The following is a 19,649-nucleotide window of genomic DNA, read 5'->3' as shown; positions in this document are numbered from 1 at the left end:
GGCCGCAAACGGCCCCGCACCTCTGGAGCATCCATGGCCCCCCTCAAGATCACTGTGATCGGCACCGGTTACCTGGGCGCCACCCATGCCGCGGCCATGGCGGAGCTCGGCTTCGAGGTGCTGGGGCTGGACGTGGTGCCCGAGAAGATCGAGATGCTGGCCGCGGCCCGGGTCCCGATGTACGAGCCGGGGCTGGAGGAACTGCTCGGCCGGCACGTGGCGGGGCTTCCGGGGGCCACCGGACGGCTGCGGTTCACCCAGTCGTGGGAGGAGGTCGGGGAGTTCGGCGACGTGCACTTCGTGTGCGTGAACACCCCGCAGAAGCACGGCGAGTACGCGTGTGACATGTCGTACGTGGACTCGGCGCTGGAGTCGCTGGCCCCGCACCTGAAGCGGGCCGCGCTGGTGGTGGGGAAGTCCACCGTGCCGGTGGGCTCGGCGGACCGGCTCGCCGCGAAGCTCGCCGCGCTCGCCCCGGCGGCCGCCGACGTGGAGCTGGCGTGGAACCCGGAGTTCCTGCGCGAGGGCTTCGCCGTGCAGGACACCCTGCACCCCGACCGGATCGTCATCGGCGTACGCGGTGAGCGCGCGGAGAAGCTGCTGCGCGAGGTGTACGCGACGCCGATGGCGGAGGGCACCCCGCTGGTGGTGACCGACTTCCCGACGGCCGAGCTGGTGAAGACCGCCGCCAACTCCTTCCTCGCCACGAAGATCTCCTTCATCAACGCCATGGCGGAGGTGTGCGAGGCCGCCGGCGGCGATGTGGTGAAGCTGGCCGAGGCCATCGGCTACGACGAGCGGATCGGCTCGAAGTTCCTGCGCGCCGGGATCGGATTCGGCGGCGGCTGCCTGCCCAAGGACATCCGTGCCTTCATGGCGCGGGCCGGCGAGCTGGGCGCCGACCAGGCGCTCACCTTCCTGCGGGAGGTCGACTCGATCAACATGCGGCGCCGCGGGCACATGGTGGAGCTGGCGCGCGAGGCGGTGGGCGGTTCCTTCCTCGGCAAGCGGGTGGCGGTGCTCGGTGCCACCTTCAAGCCGGACTCGGACGACGTGCGCGACTCCCCCGCACTGAACGTCGCCGGGCAGATCCACCTCCAGGGCGGGCAGGTCACCGTCTACGACCCCAAGGGGATGGACAACGCCCGCCGGGTCTTCCCCACCCTCGGCTACGCGGACTCGGCTCTGGCCGCCGCCCGCGGGGCGGAGGTCGTCCTGCACCTCACCGAGTGGCGCGAGTTCCGCGAGCTGGACCCGGCCGAGCTGGGAGCCGTCGTCACGGACCGGCTCGTCCTCGACGGGCGGAACGCGCTGGACCCCCTGCTGTGGCGGGGCGCCGGCTGGACGTACCGGGCCATGGGACGCCCGCAGGCATAAGCGGCACACGGCCTCAGGGCGTCGGGGCAGGGGCCCGCCGGAGCGGCTGCGGCGGGTGCTCGGGCGCCGAAGCGGAACGGGCGGCTGGGTAGACTTCGCGCCGATGACCAGCACCCGCAGCCCCGCAGTCCCCCCCTCCGCAGCCGCTCCGGCGGCGCCCGCCGGGCGTGTGCGGCGGCGTGGATCCCTCGACGCGGCCCTGCGCGGGCGCGGCGCCCTGCTGGGCATCGCGGGCGTCTGGCTGGTCACGAGGGCGGCGATGCTGTGGACGCTCGTCCACGCGGTCGGCCACTCGGCCAACGCCCGGGTCGAGGTCACCATGACCTACCACAACTGGTACAACGTCCTGGTCCACTGGACGATGCCGCAGCACGACGTCATGTGGCAGTACCCGCCGGCGGCCGCGGCCGTCTTCCTCTCCCCGGACCTCCTGCCGTTCCTCACCTATTTCCAGGCGTTCGTCGCCCTGACGGTGCTGTGTGACGCGGTGATCCTGCTGGGTCTGCTGCGGGCGGCGCGGCGCGGTGACGGCAGCATGGCCGGTGCGGTGATGTGGCTGGTGACGCTGCCGCTGATGATGGGGACCCCGTTCGCCCGGTACGACATCCACGTCACCCTGTTCGCGGTCTTCGCGCTGCTCTGCATGCGCCACCGCCCCCGGCTGGCCGGGGTCGTCGCCGGTATCGGGGCGATGGTCAAGGTGTGGCCCCTGCTGACCCTGCTCGGCACCCCGCGCGGCCGGTCCACGCGGGACGCCGTCGTGGCGGCGGCGCTGTCCTGCGCGGCGCTGCTCGCGGTCTTCGCGGTCCTGTTCGAGGACACCCTGGGCTTCCTGGGCAACCAGGGCAACCGGGGTGTGCAGGTGGAGTCGCTGGGCGGTTCGGCGCTGATGGCGGCGCGGCTGACGCACCTGTGGCCGGGAAGGACCAACTTCCAGTACGGGGCGTTCGAGTACGTGGGCCCGTACGTGTCGGTCATCGCCCGGGTCTCGGTGGGGCTGACGGTGGCCGGTTTCCTGCTGCTCCTGCTGTGGCGGGTGAGGGCCAACCGCTGGTCGGGCGCGACGCCTTTCGACGCCGCGCTCTGCGCGATGATGGTCTTCACCGTCACCAGCCGGGTCATCAGCCCGCAGTACATGATCTGGCTGCTGGGTCTCGCGGCCGTCTGCCTGACCTCGAAGCACACCACCCAGCGGCCGGTCGCCTGGCTGCTGGCCGTGACGACCGCGCTGACCACGCTGATCTTCCCGGTCTGGTACGACACGGAGATCCTCACGGCCAGCACGCTGGGCACGGTGCTGCTCTGCACCCGTAACGCGCTGCTGCTGGGCGCGACGGTGTGGTCGGGCGTCCGGCTGTGGAAGGCGACCGTACTGCCGAAGGCGGCCGCGCGGCCCGAGGCGAGCGTGCGGCCCGGGGCGGCGGCGGCCCTCTAGGGGGTGGGGCCGCCCTTGTGCTGGGCGGCGCGGGCGGTGAACTCGGCCTCGCGCAGCACGCGCTGGGCGTTGCCCCAGGTGAGGAGGGCGAGGTCGGGTTCCGGCCAGCCGCGTTCGAGGAGTTCGGCGAGCAGGCGCGGGTAGCCGGAGGGGTCGGCGAGCCCGGCCGGCCTGGGGCTTCCGGGTTCGGATCCGAAGGCGGCGCCGAGGCCGACGCCTTCCGGTCCCATGAGGGCTCGGACGTGTTCGACGTGGTCGGCGACGGCGTGCAGGGAGTCGCCGGTGCGTTCGGTGTCGAAGGTGACCATCGCCAGGCCGCCCGCCGCGCGGAGCGCGAGGAGGACCTCGTCGGTGGCGTTGGCGGGGTGCGGGGTGAGCGAGGCCGCGCCGGTGTTGGAGATGATCACCGGCGCCTTGGAGGCGGCCGCGATCTGGCAGGCGGCGGCGGGCGGGCAGCCCGTCAGGTCGAGCAGGATCCCGAGCCGGTTCGCCTCCTTGACCACCTCGTGGCCGAAGGCCGTCAGGCCCTCCTCGGCCCAGGGCGCTCCGGCGGGTGCGAGCAGGCGTACGCCGAGGGCGTGGAAGGCGCGCAGCGCGCCGAGGGAGCCGGTGAGGGTGCTGCCGGGGACGGGGCCGAGGAACGAGGCGATCCGGCCGCGGTTGCGGGCGTCGACCAGGTCGTCGGGGGTCAGCGCGAGGTAGAGGCTGTCGGGGTAGCGGCGCATCAGGGCGCGGGCCGCGTCGATCTGTTCGAGGGTCTCGCACACGGCCTGGGCGCAGGATTCCGCGCGGGGCGGGCCGGGGGGCACGAGAAGGGTCCAGAACTGGGCGCCCACTCCCCCGGCGCGCAGCCGGGGGATGTCGGTGTCGACGCCCGTGTCGGGGGTGTCGATGTCGTGGTAAGGGCTCTGGCGCAGGGTCCAGACGAGGGTGTTGCAGCCGTCGGCGACGGGGTGGGCGGCGAGCAGCGCGGCCGCGCGGTCCAGGGACCCGCCCGCCGTCGCGGAGGCGGTGACGGGGGCGTCTTCGGCTCCGACACCCACGCTGTGGGGTTCATCCTGCAGGTCGGCCATGGCATTCGCTCCGGTCTCGGCGGCAGCAGGGAGATATGGGGCCACCGTGACATGCGGGGTGCGGGTGCCGCCCGGCGAGTGTGGCGTTCGGGTGTACGGCCGTACGGGACAGGGGCGGGACCGGGGTGTTCCCGGTCCCGCCCCTGGCGCCGCAGCTGTCCCCGGAGAGCCCTCAGAGCACCGCGTTGGACGGGCCGCGGGTGGCCGAGAGGTCCCGGGCGACGGCTTCGGCGTCGCGCAGCACCCGTACGGCGTTGGACCAGGTGAGCTTGGCCAGGTCGGCGCGGGACCAGCCGCGGTGGAGGAGCTCCGCGATCAGGTTCGGGTAGCCGGAGACGTCGTCCAGCCCGGCCGGGGTGAAGGCGGTGCCGTCGAAGTCGCCGCCGATGCCGATGTGGTCGACGCCGGCGACCTCGCGCATGTGGTCGAGGTGGTCGGCGACGGTGGCGGCGGTGGCCATCGGGCGGGGGTGAGCGGCTTCGAAGGTCCGGTGCAGGGCCATCGCCTCGGGGGTGGTCTCCAGGGGGTGGAAGCCGTGGGCGCGCAGGTTCTCGTCCGCGGCGAGGGTCCACTCGATGGCGGCCGGGAGGATGAACTTCGGCACGAAGGTGGCCATCGCGACGCCGCCGTTGGCCGGCAGCTGCGCCAGCACGTCGTCGGGGATGTTGCGCGGGTGGTCGCAGACCGCCCGGGCCGAGGAGTGCGAGAAGACCACGGGTGCGGCCGCGACGGCGAGCGCGTCGCGCATGGTGGTGTCGGCGACGTGCGAGAGGTCGACGAGCATGCCGATGCGGTTCATCTCTCGCACCACCTCGCGGCCGAAGTCCGTGAGGCCGCCGTGGCGGGGGGTGTCGGTCGCCGAGTCCGCCCAGTCGATGGTGTCGTTGTGGGTGAGGGTCATGTACCGCACGCCGAGCTGGTGCAGGGCGCGCAGGGTGGCGAGGGAGTTGTTGATGGAGTGGCCGCCCTCGGCGCCCATGAGGGAGGCGATCCGGCCGTCGGCGCGGGCGGCTTCCATGTCGTCGGCCGTCAGGGCCCGGACGAGGTCGCCGGGGTAACGGGCGATCAGCTGCGCGACGGCGTCGATCTGCTCCAGGGTGGCGCTGACGGCCTCGTCGCCGGAGAAGTCGGAGCGGACGAAGACGGACCAGAACTGCGCGCCGACGCCCCCGGCGCGCAGCCGGGGGAGGTCGGTGTGCAGGTGGGCCGACTGGTCGCCGGCGAGGTCGCGGCGGCCGAGGTCGTAGCGGACCTGCTCGCGCAGGGCCCAGGGCAGGTCGTTGTGGCCGTCGGCGACCGGGTGCTCGGCGAGGAGCTCCCGGGCCTGGGCGAGCAGGTCCGCGGCGCTCACTTGCCGAACCCGAAGGATTCCGCGCCGGCCACCTTGGTGCGCAGCCGCTTGCCCTTCTCGGTGGCCTGGTCGTTCAGCTCCTGCTGGAAGTCGCGCATCCGGCCGAGGAGCTCGGGGTCGTGCGCGGCGAGCATGCGCACGGCGAGCAGGCCGGCGTTGCGGGCTCCGGCGACGGAGACGGTGGCGACGGGAACCCCGGCGGGCATCTGGACGATCGACAGCAGGGAGTCCATGCCGTCGAGGTACTTCAGCGGGACCGGCACGCCGATGACGGGCAGCGGGGTGACGGAGGCGAGCATGCCGGGCAGGTGGGCGGCCCCGCCCGCGCCGGCGATGATCGCCTTCAGGCCGCGTCCGGCGGCCTGCTCCCCGTACGCGACCATCTCGCGCGGCATCCGGTGGGCGGAGACGACGTCGACCTCGTAGGGGATCTCGAACTCGTCCAGCGCCTGGGCGGCGGCCTCCATGACCGGCCAGTCGGAGTCCGAGCCCATGACGATGCCCACGACGGGAGAGGTGCTCATTCGGTGATCGTTCCTCTGAGGTAGCCGGCTGCGTGACGTGCGCGCTCCAGCACATCGTCCAGGTCGTCGCCGTAGGTGTTGACGTGGCCGACCTTGCGGCCCGGTTTCACGTCCTTGCCGTACATGTGGATCTTCAGCTGCGGGTCGTGGGCCATGCAGTGCAGGTACGCCGCGTACATGTCGGGGTAGTCCCCGCCGAGGACGTTCGCCATGACGGTCCAGCGGGCCCGGGGGCGCGGGTCGCCCAGGGGGAGGTCCAGGACCGCGCGGACGTGGTTGGCGAACTGGGAGGTGACCGCACCGTCCTGGGTCCAGTGGCCGCTGTTGTGCGGGCGCATGGCCAGTTCGTTGACGAGGATGCGGCCGTCGGTGGTCTCGAACAGCTCCACGGCCAGGTGGCCGGTCACGCCGAGCTCCTGGGCGATGCGCAGGGCCAGGGCCTGGGCCTCGCCCGCGAGGGCTTCGGAGAGGTTCGGGGCGGGGGCGATCACCGTGTCGCACACCCCGTCCACCTGGATGGACTCCACCACGGGGTAGGCCACGGCCTGGCCGTGCGGGGAGCGGACGATGTTGGCCGCGAGCTCGCGGACGTACTCGACCTTCTCCTCCGCGAGGACCGGCACGCCCGCCTTGAACGGGGCCTCGGCGTCCTGGGGGGTGCGGACGAACCACACGCCCTTGCCGTCGTAGCCGCCGCGCACCGTCTTGAGGATGACGGGGAACCCGCCGACCTCGTCCGCGAAGGCCGCCACGTCCGCCGGATCGCTCACGATCCGGTGGCGGGGGCTGGGCGCGCCGATCTCGTCGAGCTTGGCGCGCATCACCCCCTTGTCCTGGGCGTGCACCAACGCGTCGGGCCCCGGCCGGACGGGGATGCCGTCCGACTCCAGGGCCCGGAGGTGCTCGGTGGGGACGTGCTCGTGATCGAAGGTGATCACGTCGCATCCGCGCGCGAAGGCGCGCAGCGTCTCCAGGTCGCGATAGTCGCCGATGACGACGTCGCTGACGACCTGGGCCGCCGAGTCCTGGGGGGTGTCACTGAGGATCTTGAACCTGATGCCGAGGGGGATGCCCGCCTCGTGGGTCATGCGGGCGAGCTGACCGCCGCCGACCATGCCGACTACCGGAAACGTCACCACTCCAGGGTATCCGCCGGTATTCCGCCATCCGGACGCAGCCCTGGCGCGTACCCGCCGGTGCGGCCCCGGGGGCGGGTGCGCGCGGTGCTTCCAGGGTTGCCGGGGCGCGCCGGGGCCGCCGGGGCGACACTTAACATGGTGGGGTTGACGAGATCGGGTGATACGCCCCCGGAGGGCACTGACGGCTCACCCCGCGGCTCACACGACGACTGACAGGGACTGAACCATCACATGAGCACCCCGAACGCAGTACCGCTGTCCGAGCGCTTGCGGGGCCTCGCGCGGGAGGCCGTGAAGTTCGGCGCGGTCGGCGGCGCGGGCGTCCTGGTCAACTTCGGCGTCTTCAACCTGCTGCGCAGCACCACGGACCTCCAGACGGTCCGGGCGAACGTGATAGCCATCGTGGTGGCCATCATCACGAACTACGTGGGCTTCCGGTACTTCACCTACCGTGACCGCGACCTGGGCAGCCGCCGCCGCGAGATGATCCTCTTCGTGCTCTTCAGCGTGATCGGCATGGTCATCGAGAGCGGTGTGCTCTACGTCGCCACCTACGGCTTCGGCTTCGACAGCTCGCTGCAGAACAACGTCTTCAAGTTCGTCGGCATGGCGGTGGCGACCGTCTTCCGGTTCTGGTCGTACCGGACGTGGGTGTTCAAGGCCCTGCCGACGGACGCCGCGCCCTCGCTGGTGGTGGAGCAGCGCGACGGGCACGAGGAGGCGGCCGTCGCCGCGGCCCGCGCCCCGCTGCCGGCGGGCAACCGCCCCTGAGGGCGGCTACCTGACCGTCGGCTCCTCCGGCTCCGCGGGCCGGGGGGCGGTCCGGCTGAGGAAGAGCGCGAACACCGGCGGCTGACTCTGGAGGAGCTCCAGGCGGCCGCCGTCCGCTTCCGCGAGGTCCCGGGCGACGGCCAGGCCGATGCCGGTGGAGTTGCGGCCGCTGATGGCCCGCTCGAAGATCCGGTTGCCCAGGTCGGGCGGGACGCCGGGCCCCTCGTCGGTGACCTCGATGACGGCCTGGTTGCCGGTCACGCGGGTGCGCAGGGCGACGGTGCCGCCGCCGTGCATCAGGGCGTTCTCCACGAGGGTGGCCAGCACCTGGGAGACGGCTCCGGGGGTGCCGACGGCCCGCATGCCGGTCTTGCCGGAGCGGACGATGGCGCGTCCGGCGCTGCGGTAGGCCGGCCGCCACTCCTCCAGCTGCTGTTTGACGACCTCGTCCAGGTCGAAGGGGACGGCGGAGCCGGTGCGGGGATCGCGGGAGTTCGTCAGCAGCCGCTCGACCACGTCCGTGAGCCGCTCCACCTGGGTGAGGGCGATGGACGCCTCCTCCCGTACGGTCTCCAGGTCGTCGGTGACGGTGATCTCCTCCAGCCGCATCGACAGGGCGGTCAGGGGGGTGCGCAGCTGGTGGGAGGCGTCGGCGGCGAGGCGCCGCTCGGCGGTGAGCATCCGCGCGATCCGCTCGGCGCTGGCGTCGAGCACATCGGCGACGCGGTCCAGCTCGGGGACCCCGTAGCGCTTGTGCCGGGGCCGGGGGTCGCCGGAGCCGAGCCGCTCGGCGGTCTCGGCGAGGTCGGTCAGCGGGGAGGCCAGCCGGTTGGCCTGGCGGACGGCGAGGAGGACGGCGGCGACGACGGCCAGCAGCGCCACCGCGCCGACCACGGCCAGGGTGCGCCCGACCTCGCGGGTGACGGTGGAGCGGGACTCCTCGACGACCACCACCTCGCCCTGCTCCCCGCGCGCGGTGCCCCGGATGACGTTGTCGGGGATCCGGTCGCCGACCTCCACGGGCGGCTGCCCGGGGAGGGTGATCAGGGCGTACGTGCCGACGTCCAGCTGTTCGGAGAGCGAACTGGCGTCGACCCTGCGGTGCTCCAGGGCGTCGGCCTCGACCACGCCCAGCAGGCGCAGCGCCGCGGAGCCGATGCGGTCCTGGGCACTGCTGGTGATGGTCCGGGTCTCCACGATGACCAGGGAGACCCCGAACACGGCGATCACGACGAGGACCACGGCGAGCGTGGAATGGATCAGACGGCGGCGCATGCCCTAGAGCATGCCCTAGCGGACGGGCATGCCCCGCCGGGCCGGTACGCCCGGGGCGGGCGGTACGTCAGCTCTTCTCGAAGCGGAAGCCGACGCCCCGGACGGTGGCGATGTAGCGGGGGTTGGCGGCGTCGTCGCCCAGCTTCTTGCGGAGCCAGGAGATGTGCATGTCGAGGGTCTTGGTGGAGGACCACCAGGTGGTGTCCCAGACCTCGCGCATCAGCTGGTCGCGGGTGACGACCCGGCCGGCGTCGCGGACGAGGACGCGCAGCAGGTCGAACTCCTTGGCGGTGAGCTGGAGCTCCTCCTCGCCCATCCAGGCGCGGTGGGACTCGACGTCGATGCGCACCCCGTGGGTGGCGGGCGCCTGGGCGGGGTCGTTGGCGCCGCGCCGCAGCAGGGCCCGTACCCGGGCGAGCAGCTCGGCGAGGCGGAAGGGCTTGGTCACGTAGTCGTCGGCGCCGGCGTCCAGGCCGACCACCGTGTCGACCTCGTCGGCCCGGGCGGTCAGGACCAGGATGGGGAAGCCGTGGCCTTCGGCGCGCAGTCGCCGGGCCACCTCCAGGCCGTCCATTCCGGGCAGTCCGAGATCCAGGACGACGAGATCGACGCCGCCCTGCAGTCCGGCCTCCAGGGCGGTGGGGCCGTCCTCCCGGACCTCGACCTCGTAGCCCTCCCGGCGCAGGGCGCGGGCCAGGGGTTCCGAGATGGATGCGTCGTCCTCGGCGAGCAGTACACGCGTCATGTGGGTGATGGTAGTCCGCGGCGGGTGCAAGGAGGGGCCTGCCTGGATACCCCTCTCGAACTGGGGTTATTAACTACTATCGGCCTTCGAACTTGACGAATCGGTTCCCGTCTCGCCTGTGATCCATATCTCAAGCCCTTCCATATGCATTGGTGTCCTGTCGTATGGTGGCGGAACGCCCGATGCACTACCGAGGGGATATTTGCGCTCAAATCCGAGCCAAGAACCTCAAATTCTGCTCTGGTCGGCTTCGTCCGGCCCAGATGACAGTGAATGACCTATGGGCCGGGCCCTGCGCGCGAGGATGCGCACAGGGCGTGGATCCCGGTTACGGCTTTCCCGTCGCCCCGTCACACCGGGGAACGAGACCCCAGGGCGTGGGGTGGGACATCCGTCGCCGGTGCCGGCTACCCCCCACCGGGCGCTGAACAGCTCACGAAGCCGAGCGTCCCGAGCAAGCAAGGATCGACCATGGCTTCCAGCCTGACGAAGGACTCGGCGTCCCCGGCCGCCGAAAAGACCTTCTTCGGCCACCCCCGTGGCCTGGCCACTCTGTTCATGACCGAGATGTGGGAGCGCTTCTCCTACTACGGCATGCGCGCCCTTCTCGTCTACTACCTGGTCTCGGGCGGCGCCGACGCCGCCACGGGCAGCCAGGGCGGCGGTCTGGCCATGACCGCGGCCACCACGACGGCCATCTACTCCGTGTACGTGTCCATGGTGTACCTCATGGCCATGCCCGGCGGCTGGTTCGGTGACCGTGTCTGGGGCGCCCGCAAGACGGTCGCGATCGCCGGCTTCGTGATCATGGCTGGTCACCTCTCCCTGGCTCTCCCCGGCCAGGCGATGTTCTTCGTCGGTCTGATCCTGGTCGCGGCCGGTTCGGGTCTGCTGAAGGCCAACATCTCCACGATGGTCGGTCACCTGTACGACGGCCCGGAGGACCCGCGCCGTGACGGTGGCTTCACGCTGTTCTACGTCGGCATCAACCTCGGTGCCTTCGTCGCCCCGCTGGTCGTCGGAACGGTCGGCAAGGAGCACAACTGGCACCTGGGCTTCGCCCTGGCCGCCCTCGGCATGGGCCTGGGCCTGACCCAGTTCCTGCTCGGCACCAAGCACCTGAGCCCGAAGAGCAGCCTGGTCCCCAACCCGCTGTCCCCGGAGGAGCGCAAGGCGGTCCTCACGAAGGTCCTCTTCGCGGTCCTGGGCATCGCCGTCTTCTACGGCGCCGTGGTCGCCCTGGGTGCCTACACGCTGAACTGGGCCCTGGTCCCGCTGACGCTGGCCGGTCTGTTCATCCCCGTCGCCGTCCTGGCGCGCATCAAGCGCGACAAGGAGCTGACGGGCGCCGAGCAGTCCAAGATGACCGCCTACATCTTCTTCTTCATCGCGGCCGCCGTCTTCTGGATGATCTACGACCAGGGCGGCTCCACGCTGTCGCTGTTCGCGGACGACAAGACCGCCGGCACCCTCTTCGGCTTCGACTTCTCGGCCACCTGGTACCAGTCGCTGAACCCGCTGTTCGTGATGGCGCTGGCCCCGGTCTTCGCCTGGCTGTGGGTGTGGCTGGCCCGTAAGAACCAGGAGCCGAACACCATCGTGAAGTTCGCGATGGGCCTGGTCCTGATCGGTGCCTCGTTCTTCGTCTTCATCGTCCCGATGGCCATGGCGACGGGCGACACCAAGGTCTCCCCGATGTGGCTGGTCTCGATCTACATGATCCAGACCATCGGTGAGCTGTGCGTCTCCCCGGTCGGCCTGTCGGTGACCACGAAGATGGCCCCGCAGAAGTACGCCTCCCAGATGATGGGTGTCTGGTTCCTCGCGGTCACCGCCGGTGACTGCACCACCAGCATCCTGTCGATCGCCGGTGTGGACCTCAACGGCACGTGGGTGATCGGCTTCCAGGCCGCCGCCGCGGCGCTGGCCGGCTTCGCGGTGTACGCGTACCGCAAGAAGGTCCAGGCGCTCATGGGCGACGTGCACTGACGCACCGCCCCCAGTGGCTGACGGACGGCCCGGCACACCGGAAGGTGTGCCGGGCCGTCCGCGTGTCAGCGCGCCCCGCGCGCGCCGCCGCGCAGGCGGCGCCAGGGGGTGAAGGCGAAGACCGCGCCGCCGAGCAGGATGACCGTGCCGGCGACCAGGGCCAGGGCCCTGAGCCCGCCGTCGTCCTGGGCCCCCGTCTCGGCGAGGCCGCCGGAGGCGGCGGCCGAGGAGCCGCCGCCGGTGGAGCCGGTGGAGCCGGCGGTGGCGGAGCCGGAGCCGCCGGGCTGGGCGGCGGTGTCCAGCTCCAGGGAGACCCCGCTGGCGGTGGCCTTGCAGGGCACGTTGATCGGGGTGGAACCGGGGGACATGGTGACGTCGATGGTGAGCTGGTCGGGGCTGAGCGTCACCTTGCCGGACTTTCCGGGCTTGTAGGTGCCGGTCATGTCGCTGAGGCTGACCGGCGCCTTGTCGGGGATCGGCTCGGCGTTGGCCGGCCCGGTGACCTTGACGGTTCCGCTGTCGGCACCGCCGAGCTTGATGTCCATCGAGGGCTTCAGGGCGCCGGCCGGGAGGGCCATGGGGCTGGCCATCGCGTTCTTGGCGGTCTTGACGGTGAGGGCGTAGTCGCCGCCGTTCTTCCTGGCGCTGATGGTCACGGGGGTCTTGATGCCGCCCGGCACGACCTGGCCGCAGTCGTAGGTCACGTCGACGGCCTTGCCGGGGAAGTCGGTCTGGCCGCTGGAGCCGCCGGTGGTGGAGCCGGTGGAGCCGCCGGTGGTCGTGGATCCGCCGGTCGTGGATCCGCCGGTCGTGGAGCCCGTGGTGCCGCCGGTGGTGCCGCCCGTCGTACCGCCCGAGACGTCGATGACGGCGCCGCCCCTCACCTCGCCCACCGGGGCGCACTTGGTGACGAAGGTGCCGAAGGAGAAGGTCACCGCCACCTCGTACCTGCCGGGGGTCACGGTGATCTTCCCCGCCTTGGTCAGCTTCAGCTTGCCCTTCATGACGGACATGACCATCGGGGCCTTCTTGGGGATCTCCGGGTTCTTCTTCTCCCCGACGACCTTGACCTCGCCTCCCCCGTCGCCGGCGGTGAGCCAGCCGGTGGGCTGGACCGAGTCCTTCGGTATCACCATCAGGTCGGTGTTGTTCGAAGCCGGCTTCACCGTCTCCCAGGCGACGTCGACCTCGTCGCCGACCTTGGCCGTGGCGGGTGCGGTGATCCGGGCGGTGGTCTCGCCCTCCACCGGGTCGCCGCCGCCGGCCGGCGGCACGCACCTGACCTTGAACGTGGTGTCGGCGGCCTGGGCGGGGGAAGCCGCCACGGCGATACCCGCGCCGCTGAGCAGCAGCGCGACCAGCGCCGCACTCGCCCTCCGTTGGGTCTTCACTGGGGTCCCTTCGTCGTCGGACTGTGATCGGACGGTGCGGATGGCTGTGGTGCCCGGGGTGACTGTGGTGGCTGAGGTGGCTGTGGTGCGGGTTCCGGGGTGAACCACGGGAGGGCCGGTGCCGTGGCCGCCGGGGCCGGTTCCGGGGCCGGGCCGGTGTCCCGGTGGCGGCCGGGGGCGCCGGGGCGGGGGCGGACGCGGTCCACGAGGGCCATGCCCAGCCGGAACAGCGCCGTCGGGACGACCACCAGCAGCAGGGCCCAGAACAGCAGCACCCCGTACGGGCGGTCCACGCCCCACGGCTGGGTGGCCAGGACGGTCTCCCCGTACTTGAGGGAGACCGTGTAGTCGCCGTGGGCGCCCGCCGGCAGCTCCACGTCCAGGCCCACCTCCGCCCTGCCTCCGGGCGGGATGGTGCCCTTCCAGCGGGCCTCCTCCCACTGCGGGGCGAAGACCCCGTGGGCGGTGCCGAGCTGGAAGACCGGGTCCTTGACGGGCGCCGCGCCGAGGTTGCCGACGGTGGCGGTGAACCTCCGCGACGGCGGGGCCCCGAACCAGGTCAGCACCCCGTCCTCGCCCTTGAGGCGGGCTCCGGTGAGCAGCGCGAGGCGGCCGGTCCCGGACTCGGGGGGCAGGTCGGCCACCGGATGACCGGTGATCTTCAGCGGGACGGCGACGGTGGACTGGTCGCCGTTGACCGAGGTCACGTTCACCACGCAGGGGCAGGGCTTGGGCGGCGCCGTGACCGGCAGCCGGGCCGTGAAGCGGCCGTCGCCGGCGACGGAGACGGCCACCCCGTCGGCGTTGGCGCAGCTGTTGGTGCCGCCGATCATGTTCTGGCCGCAGACCAGCAGCATGACCAGGGTTCCGGCCCGCCAGCCGGTACCGGTGGCGGTCAGCTCGGTGCCCTTGGCCGCCTCCTGGAGCGAGAGCGCGACGGTCGGGTTCCCGTCGGCGGCGGGAGCCGGGGTCGCGGGCAGGAGGGCCAGGGCGAGGGCCGCCAGCGCTGCCCCGGCGCGGGATACGGCCCTCGGGCCGGGCGTGCGGCTCACCTGTGCGCTCCCGTCAGCTCGGTCGCGGACGCGGCCCGGGTCTCCCCCGGGCCCCCGGCCCGCTCGTGCGGCTCTGCGTGGGGCGGCTGTGCGGGGGGCGGCTCTGCGGGGGACGGCTCTGCGCGGGGCGGCCCGCGCCGCAGGGCCCGTACGAGGAACGGCGCGCCCGCGGCCAGGAGCAGCAGGCCGGCCCCGGCCCGGGCCGCCGCCCTTCCCCCGGGCACGAACCAGGCCGTTGCGGTGGCGGTGGCCGGGGCGGCGCCGGGGGCGGTGGCGGTGAGCCGGAGGGTGACCCGGTCGAGGGCGGGGGCGTCGGGCCAGGGCTCCGTCAGGGTGAGGCGGCGGCCCGGCGGCAGCTCCACCGGCAGCGCGCGGGAGGCCCGCGGGTCGGTGGCCCCGCCGAGGCGGCCCTCGGTGTGCAGGGCGAGGGCGGGGGTGAGCGGGACGTTGCCCCGGTTGACGAGGGTGTAGGTGACGGCGGTGGCGAAGCCGTGACCCCGTACGGAGACCTCCTCGACGGTGAGGGCCGCCACGGCCGGGCCGCCGACCCGCAGGTCCACCCGTACGACCGCCTCGCGGCCGCCCTCCGCCGCGACGACGGCGGCGGTGCGGTCCCCGGGCGGGGAGGCGGGCGGCACGGTGACGGTGAAGGGGACCACCGCCCGGGTGCGCGGCGGGAGTTTCACGGTGGCGGCGGCGCCGAAGCTGATCCAGGACCCGGCGGCGTCGGCCCCGCGCAGGGTGAGGGTCCGCTCCCGGTCGCCGGGGTTGGCCAGGGCCAGGCGGTCCTCCAGCACGGCGCCGGCGGGCCCGGCGAGGTAGAAGGAGGGCCGGCGGGCGCCGGCACCCCCGGAGGCGGGTCCGGCGGTCCAGCCGGGCTCGTCAGCGGCGGCGGCCGGCGCCACCGGAAGGGCGGCGGCGGTCAGCAGGAGCAGCGCGGCCAGGCGCCGGAGGGTGCGGGGCGGGGGGATGCGGAGCACGGGCGGCGCTCCGTTCAGGACGGGGTGCGGCGGCCGCGCCGGGTCAGCCAGAGCATTCCGGCGGCCCCGGACAGCGCCACGGTGGCGCCGAGGGTGCCGAAGGCCAGGGCGGAGTCGGCGGGGCCGGTCTGCGGAAGGGTGGCGTCGCCGGCGCCCGCGGCGGCCGTCACGTCCAGTTCCAGCGAGGGCTTGGGGCTGTTGCCCGGGGTGCAGGTGGTGGTGGTCCCCATGGCCTTGATGGTGAGGACCCCGGCGGTGAAGGTGACCTTGCCGCTCTTCTTCGGGGTGTAGCTGCCCGACAGGTCACTGATCTTGATCGGGGTGTTGGCGGGCACCGCCTCCCCGTTCGCCGGCCCGGAGACCGGTATCGACGCCTGCTCCGCGCCCCCGGCCAGGATGACGGCGCTGGGGCTCATCGCGCCCTTGCCGAGTTCGATGGGGCTGGAGGAGACGCCCTTCTGGAAGGACATCGTCAGCTTGTAGCCCTCGCCCTCCTGGACGGCCTTGATGTCGATGGGCGAGACCGCCGACTTGTCCCCGATGGGGGTCTTGCAGTCGTACTGGACGTCCACGACGTCGGCGTGGGCCGCGGGGGCGGCGAGCAGTACGGCGGATCCGGCCAGCGCGGAGGCCAGCGCGAGCGCGGTGGAGCGTTTCCGGTCGGACACCTTCGTCTTCCCCTCGGGCCACGGTACGACTTACTGACGCCATGTCAGATTGGTGGCTCAAGGTACGCCCGGGACCTTGCGGAGGGAAGACGAAGGGACGCTCCGGCGCGAAAGGCCCCTCAGGCCGCGCGCACCCCCCGGTTCCAGACGGCGGACACCAGCGGGACGCCCGGCCGGTAGGCGAGGTGGACGTGGCTCGGGGCGTCGAGGAGGGCCAGGTCGGCGCGGGCGCCCGGGGCCAGGCGGCCGATGTCCGGGCGGCGCAGCGCCCGGGCCCCGCCGGCGGTGGCCGACCACAGGGCCTCGTCGGGGGTCATGCGCATGTCCCGGACGGCGAGGGCGATGCAGAACGGCATGGAACTCGTGTACGAGGAACCGGGGTTGCAGTCCGTGGACAGGGCGACGGTGGCGCCCGCGTCGAGCAGGCGGCGCGCGTCGGGCCACTGGGCGCGGGTGGAGAACTCGGCGCCGGGCAGCAAGGTGGCCACCGTGGTGGCGGACGCCTGGGCCAGGGCGTCCACGTCGGCGTCGGTGAGGTGGGTGCAGTGGTCGGCCGAGGCGGCCTCCAGCTCCACGGCGAGCTGCACGCCCGGCCCGTAGGACAGCTGGTTGGCGTGGACGCGGGGGATCAGGCCGGCGGCGGCGCCCGCGGTGAGGATGGCGCGGGCCTGGTCGCCGTCGAAGGCGCCCTTCTCGCAGAAGACGTCCACCCAGCGGGCGTACGGGGCGCAGGCCGCCAGCATCTCGCCGGTGACCAGGCCGACATAGCCGGCCGGGTCGTCGGCGTAGTCGGGGGAGACGATGTGCGCGCCGAGGTAGGTGACCTCGTCGGTGTGGGCGGAGGCGATGCGCAGGGCGCGGGCCTCGTCGGCGACGGTGAGGCCGTAGCCGGACTTGGTCTCGAAGGTGGTGGTGCCCTGGCGCAGGGCCTCGTCCAGGTGGCGGACGAGGTTGGCCTCCAGCTCGGCGTCGGTGGCGGCGCGGGTGGCGGCGACGGTGGTGCGGATGCCGCCGGCGGAGTAGGCGCGGCCGGACATCCGGGCGTGGAACTCGGCGGTGCGGTCACCGGCGAAGACCAGGTGGGAGTGGGAGTCCACGAAGCCGGGGATGACGGCGCGGCCCTTCGCGTCGAACGCGGCGTCGGCGGCCGGGGCCTGGCCGGCGGGGCCGGCCCAGGCGACGGTGTCGCCGTCGATCACGAGGGCGGCGTTCTCGATCAGGCCGAGGGGGGTGCCGTCACCGAGGGCGGGATCGTTGGTGACGAGGCTGCCGATGTTCGTGATGAGGGTGGTGGTCATGGGTTCCTCTCGCGTCAGCCGCGGACGGCTGCGATCGCTTCGGCCAGGGCTGCGGCGACGTCCCCGACCAGGGTGTGGACGCCGTCGCGGACCACGTGGCGGCCGCCCACCACCGTATGGCGGACATCGGCCGCGGAGGCCGCGAAGACGGCCGTCTCGGCGCCGAGCCTGGCCACCGGTCCGGCGGTGCGGACGGTGTCCAGGGCGATGGTGGTGAAGTCGGCGAGGGCTCCGGCCTCCAGGCGGCCGGCGTCCGGGCGGCCCAGGGAGGCGTGGCCGTCGGCGGTGGCGGCCGTCAGCAGGGCATTGGCCGTCCAGTGCCCCCGGGTCCGGCTGCGCAGGCGCTCGTTCAGCTCCATGGCCCGCGCCTCCTCCAGCAGGTCGATCACCGCGTGGCTGTCGCTGCCCAGGGACAGCGGGCTGCCCGCGCGCTGGAGCCGCCCGGCCGGGCCGATGCCGTCGGCGAGGTCGCGTTCGGTGGTCGGGCACATGCAGGTGCCGGTGGTGGTCGCGCCGAGCAGGGCGATGTCCCCGTCCGTCAGGTGCGTGTTGTGGACGCCGGTGGTGCGCGGGCCGAGCACCCCGTGGTCGGCGAGCAGCTGCGTCGGGGTGCGTCCGTGGGCTGCGAGACAGGCGTCGTTCTCCGCCGTCTGCTCCGACAGGTGCACGTGCAGCGGGGCCTGGCGTTCCTGCGCCCAGGCGGCGACGGTGGCCAGCTGGCCGGCCGGGACGGCGCGTACGGAGTGCACGGCCGCGCCGATCAGGGCGTGCTCGCGGGGCACCAGGGCACCGGCGCGCTCGGCCCATGCCTCGGCGGTGCCGTCGGAGAAGCGCCGCTGGTGGGCGTTGGGGGCCTCGCCGAAGCCGGCGGCCAGGTAGGCGGTGTCGAGGAGGGTGATCCGGATGCCGGCCGCCGCGGCCGCCTCGATCAGCGCCTCGCCCATGGCGTTGGGATCGGCGTAGCGGGCGCCGCCGGGGGCGTGGTGGACGTAGTGGAACTCGCCGACGTTGGTGATGCCGGCCAGCGCCATCTCCGCGTACACGGCGCGGGCGAGGGTGAAGTAGTTCTCGGGGGTGAGGTTCTGGGCCACCCCGTACATGACCTCGCGCCAGGTCCAGAAGGTGCCCGAACCGACCTGGACGGTGGAGCGCAGCGCCCGGTGGAAGGCGTGGGAGTGGGCGTTGGCCAGGCCGGGGACCGTGAGCCCGCGCAGCACCTCCGCCCCGGGGGGCGGCGTGGGGACCTCCAGGCGCAGTCCGGCGATGCGGCCGTCGGCCGTCACGTCGAGGGCCACGCCCGGCTCGGTGCGGTCGCCGAGCCAGGCGTGCTCCAGCCAGTACGTCTTCCGCGCGGGCGGGACGTCCCCCTTCAGCGGCATGCGAGACCTTCCAGTACGTCGGCGAGGGCGAGGACTCCGGCCACGCAGTCGTCCTCGGCGGCGAACTCCCGCGGGGAGTGGGAGACACCGGTGGGGTTGCGTACGAACAGCATGGCGGTCGGGACGGCGGCGGAGAGGATTCCGGCGTCGTGTCCCGCCCCGGTGCCGAGGACGGGGACGGCCCCGCCCAGGATCCGGTTCAGCTCGTCGCGCAGGGCGTGTTCGAACTCGACGACCGGGGTGAAGGACTCCCGCACCACGTCGAGGTCGACGCCGTCCCGGCCGGCCTGTTCCCGGGCGGCCTTCTCGACGGCGGTGACGACCGTGTCGAGGGTGGCCTGGTCGGCGGCCCGGGAGTCGAGCCAGCCGCGCACGAGGGAGGGGATGGCGTTGACCCCGTTGGGCTCGACGGCGATCTTCCCGAAGGTGGCCACGGCCCCGGCGAGGGCGGCTTCCTGACGGGCGGCCAGGACGGTCGCCGCGTAGGTGAGCATCGGGTCGCGGCGGTCCACCAGGCGGGTGGTGCCCGCGTGGTTGGCCTCGCCGTGGAAGTCGAAGCGCCAGCGGCCGTGCGGCCAGATCGCGGAGGCGATGCCGACCCGGTCGCCGGAGAGGTCCAGGGCGCGGCCCTGTTCCACGTGGAGTTCGACGAAGGCGCCGATCCGGGCCAGCCGCTCGGGGTCGGCGCCGATGGACTCGGGGTCGTATCCGGCGCGTTCCATCGCCTGCGGGAGGGTGGTGCCGTCGCCGTCGCGGAGCTCGTACGCCTTCTCCTTCGTCAGCTGTCCGGCGGCGAGCCGGGAGCCGACGCAGGCGAGGCCGAAGCGGGCGCCTTCCTCGTCGCCGAAGTTGGTGACGGCCACCGGCCGGGTGAGGGCCGTGCCCCGGGCGCGCAGCTCGTCCAGGGCGGCGAAGGAGGACACCACGCCGAGGGGGCCGTCGAAGGCGCCGCCGTCGGGGACGGAGTCCAGGTGGGAGCCGGTGACGACGGCGTCCCCGGCCAGGGGGTCGCCGAGCCAGGCCCACTGGTTGCCGTTGCGGTCGACCTCGTAGGTGAGCCCGCGGAACTCGGCCTGGGCCCGGAACCAGGCCCGGCAGTCGGCGTCGGCGCCGGTCCAGGCGTAACGGCGGTAGCCGCCGCTGTCCGCGTGGCGGCCGATGGGGCGCAGCTCGTCCCACATGGCGTGGAAGGAGGCCGCGCC

17 protein-coding genes are annotated in these 19,649 nt (G+C 73.1%); 4 read left to right on the top strand and 13 right to left on the bottom strand.

Annotated features, from left to right (window positions below; all coding sequences use genetic code 11):
* Positions 1-33 precede the first annotated feature (33 nt).
* Both ABZ716_RS16645 and ABZ716_RS16640 read left to right on the top strand, forming a co-directional pair.
* Positions 34-1,377 carry a UDP-glucose/GDP-mannose dehydrogenase family protein gene (locus ABZ716_RS16645; protein ID WP_358959628.1) on the top strand — a complete coding sequence of 448 codons (1,344 nt, stop codon included), beginning with the start codon at positions 34-36 and terminating at the stop codon, positions 1,375-1,377.
* 103 nt (positions 1,378-1,480) lie between these two features.
* Entirely contained in the window at positions 1,481-2,812 is a 1,332-nt protein-coding gene (locus ABZ716_RS16640; protein ID WP_358959626.1) for a glycosyltransferase family 87 protein, read from the top strand.
* Here the strand turns inward: ABZ716_RS16640 and ABZ716_RS16635 are convergent.
* From ABZ716_RS16635 to ABZ716_RS16620, 4 genes are all read right to left on the bottom strand, one after another.
* Entirely contained in the window at positions 2,809-3,885 is a 1,077-nt protein-coding gene (locus tag ABZ716_RS16635) for a membrane dipeptidase (RefSeq protein WP_358959624.1), read from the bottom strand. The genes ABZ716_RS16640 and ABZ716_RS16635 overlap by 4 nt on opposite strands.
* Positions 3,886-4,057: 172 nt before the next feature.
* Entirely contained in the window at positions 4,058-5,236 is a 1,179-nt protein-coding gene (locus ABZ716_RS16630) for a dipeptidase (RefSeq protein WP_358959621.1), read from the bottom strand.
* Positions 5,233-5,760, bottom strand: coding sequence for a 5-(carboxyamino)imidazole ribonucleotide mutase (gene purE / locus ABZ716_RS16625; RefSeq protein WP_351889318.1), 528 nt, complete (start codon positions 5,758-5,760; stop codon positions 5,233-5,235). The genes ABZ716_RS16630 and purE overlap by 4 nt, the downstream gene beginning before the upstream one ends.
* Positions 5,757-6,875, bottom strand: a complete 1,119-nt coding sequence (locus ABZ716_RS16620) for a 5-(carboxyamino)imidazole ribonucleotide synthase (protein WP_358959690.1) — start codon at positions 6,873-6,875, stop codon at positions 5,757-5,759. The genes purE and ABZ716_RS16620 overlap by 4 nt, the downstream gene beginning before the upstream one ends.
* 255 nt (positions 6,876-7,130) lie before the next feature.
* On the opposite strand from ABZ716_RS16620, the gene ABZ716_RS16615 reads away from it, so the two are divergent.
* The gene (locus ABZ716_RS16615; RefSeq protein ID WP_358811228.1) at positions 7,131-7,670 is read left to right on the top strand and encodes a GtrA family protein; all 540 of its coding nucleotides are present in this window, start codon (positions 7,131-7,133) and stop codon (positions 7,668-7,670) included.
* A 6-nt stretch (positions 7,671-7,676) separates the two neighbouring features.
* On the opposite strand, the gene ABZ716_RS16610 is transcribed toward ABZ716_RS16615, so the two are convergent.
* Complete coding sequence (locus ABZ716_RS16610) at positions 7,677-8,945, bottom strand: ATP-binding protein (protein ID WP_351889314.1); 1,269 nt, start codon at positions 8,943-8,945, stop codon at positions 7,677-7,679.
* Positions 8,946-9,012: 67 nt separating this feature from the next.
* Complete coding sequence (locus tag ABZ716_RS16605) at positions 9,013-9,690, bottom strand: response regulator transcription factor (protein ID WP_351889311.1); 678 nt, start codon at positions 9,688-9,690, stop codon at positions 9,013-9,015.
* Between the two features lie 471 nt (positions 9,691-10,161).
* Between ABZ716_RS16605 and ABZ716_RS16600 the strand changes: the two genes are divergently transcribed.
* The gene (locus ABZ716_RS16600) at positions 10,162-11,679 is read left to right on the top strand and encodes an oligopeptide:H+ symporter (protein WP_358811229.1); all 1,518 of its coding nucleotides are present in this window, start codon (positions 10,162-10,164) and stop codon (positions 11,677-11,679) included.
* 65 nt (positions 11,680-11,744) lie between these two features.
* Here ABZ716_RS16600 and ABZ716_RS16595 read toward each other — a convergent pair whose 3' ends face one another.
* The 7 genes from ABZ716_RS16595 to ABZ716_RS16565 all read right to left on the bottom strand — a co-directional run bounded on the left by ABZ716_RS16595 (position 11,745) and on the right by ABZ716_RS16565 (position 19,628).
* Positions 11,745-13,070, bottom strand: a complete 1,326-nt coding sequence (locus ABZ716_RS16595; protein WP_358959618.1) for a hypothetical protein — start codon at positions 13,068-13,070, stop codon at positions 11,745-11,747.
* Positions 13,067-14,122: a hypothetical protein gene (locus ABZ716_RS16590; protein ID WP_358959615.1), complete on the bottom strand. Its 1,056-nt coding sequence runs from the start codon at positions 14,120-14,122 to the stop codon at positions 13,067-13,069. The genes ABZ716_RS16595 and ABZ716_RS16590 overlap by 4 nt, the downstream gene beginning before the upstream one ends.
* On the bottom strand, positions 14,119-15,102 hold the full coding sequence (locus ABZ716_RS16585) for a hypothetical protein (protein WP_358959612.1): 984 nt from the start codon (positions 15,100-15,102) through the stop codon (positions 14,119-14,121). The genes ABZ716_RS16590 and ABZ716_RS16585 overlap by 4 nt, the downstream gene beginning before the upstream one ends.
* A gap of 14 nt (positions 15,103-15,116) precedes the next feature.
* Positions 15,117-15,770 (bottom strand): LPXTG cell wall anchor domain-containing protein, encoded by a 654-nt coding sequence (locus ABZ716_RS16580; RefSeq protein ID WP_358811233.1) that lies wholly within the window; start codon positions 15,768-15,770, stop codon positions 15,117-15,119.
* A gap of 119 nt (positions 15,771-15,889) precedes the next feature.
* A complete protein-coding gene (gene hutI, locus ABZ716_RS16575; protein WP_358811234.1) occupies positions 15,890-17,068 on the bottom strand; it encodes an imidazolonepropionase in 1,179 nt (392 codons plus the stop codon).
* Positions 17,069-17,082: 14 nt separating this feature from the next.
* A complete protein-coding gene (locus ABZ716_RS16570) occupies positions 17,083-18,447 on the bottom strand; it encodes a formimidoylglutamate deiminase (protein ID WP_358959610.1) in 1,365 nt (454 codons plus the stop codon).
* Positions 18,438-19,628, bottom strand: a complete 1,191-nt coding sequence (locus ABZ716_RS16565; RefSeq protein ID WP_358959687.1) for an allantoate amidohydrolase — start codon at positions 19,626-19,628, stop codon at positions 18,438-18,440. Before ABZ716_RS16565 ends, ABZ716_RS16570 begins: the two co-directional genes overlap by 10 nt.
* Between the last annotated feature and the right edge of the window lie 21 nt (positions 19,629-19,649).

The sequence above is a fragment of the Streptomyces sp. NPDC006687 genome (assembly GCF_040636215.1).
Lineage (GTDB): Bacteria > Actinomycetota > Actinomycetes > Streptomycetales > Streptomycetaceae > Streptomyces.
This window is presented reverse-complemented; position numbering and strand designations above follow the sequence as displayed.

Coding starts and splice junctions, on each gene's coding strand:
- ABZ716_RS16620 (WP_358959690.1), bottom strand. CDS start 6,875: ATGGTCGGCGGCGGTCAGCTCGCCCGCATGACCCACGAGGCGGGCATC.
- hutI (WP_358811234.1), bottom strand. CDS start 17,068: ATGACCACCACCCTCATCACGAACATCGGCAGCCTCGTCACCAACGAT.
- ABZ716_RS16610 (WP_351889314.1), bottom strand. CDS start 8,945: ATGCGCCGCCGTCTGATCCATTCCACGCTCGCCGTGGTCCTCGTCGTG.
- ABZ716_RS16645 (WP_358959628.1), top strand. CDS start 34: ATGGCCCCCCTCAAGATCACTGTGATCGGCACCGGTTACCTGGGCGCC.
- ABZ716_RS16635 (WP_358959624.1), bottom strand. CDS start 3,885: ATGGCCGACCTGCAGGATGAACCCCACAGCGTGGGTGTCGGAGCCGAA.
- ABZ716_RS16565 (WP_358959687.1), bottom strand. CDS start 19,628: ATGTGGGACGAGCTGCGCCCCATCGGCCGCCACGCGGACAGCGGCGGC.
- ABZ716_RS16600 (WP_358811229.1), top strand. CDS start 10,162: ATGGCTTCCAGCCTGACGAAGGACTCGGCGTCCCCGGCCGCCGAAAAG.
- ABZ716_RS16570 (WP_358959610.1), bottom strand. CDS start 18,447: ATGCCGCTGAAGGGGGACGTCCCGCCCGCGCGGAAGACGTACTGGCTG.
- ABZ716_RS16605 (WP_351889311.1), bottom strand. CDS start 9,690: ATGACGCGTGTACTGCTCGCCGAGGACGACGCATCCATCTCGGAACCC.
- purE (WP_351889318.1), bottom strand. CDS start 5,760: ATGAGCACCTCTCCCGTCGTGGGCATCGTCATGGGCTCGGACTCCGAC.
- ABZ716_RS16640 (WP_358959626.1), top strand. CDS start 1,481: ATGACCAGCACCCGCAGCCCCGCAGTCCCCCCCTCCGCAGCCGCTCCG.
- ABZ716_RS16615 (WP_358811228.1), top strand. CDS start 7,131: ATGAGCACCCCGAACGCAGTACCGCTGTCCGAGCGCTTGCGGGGCCTC.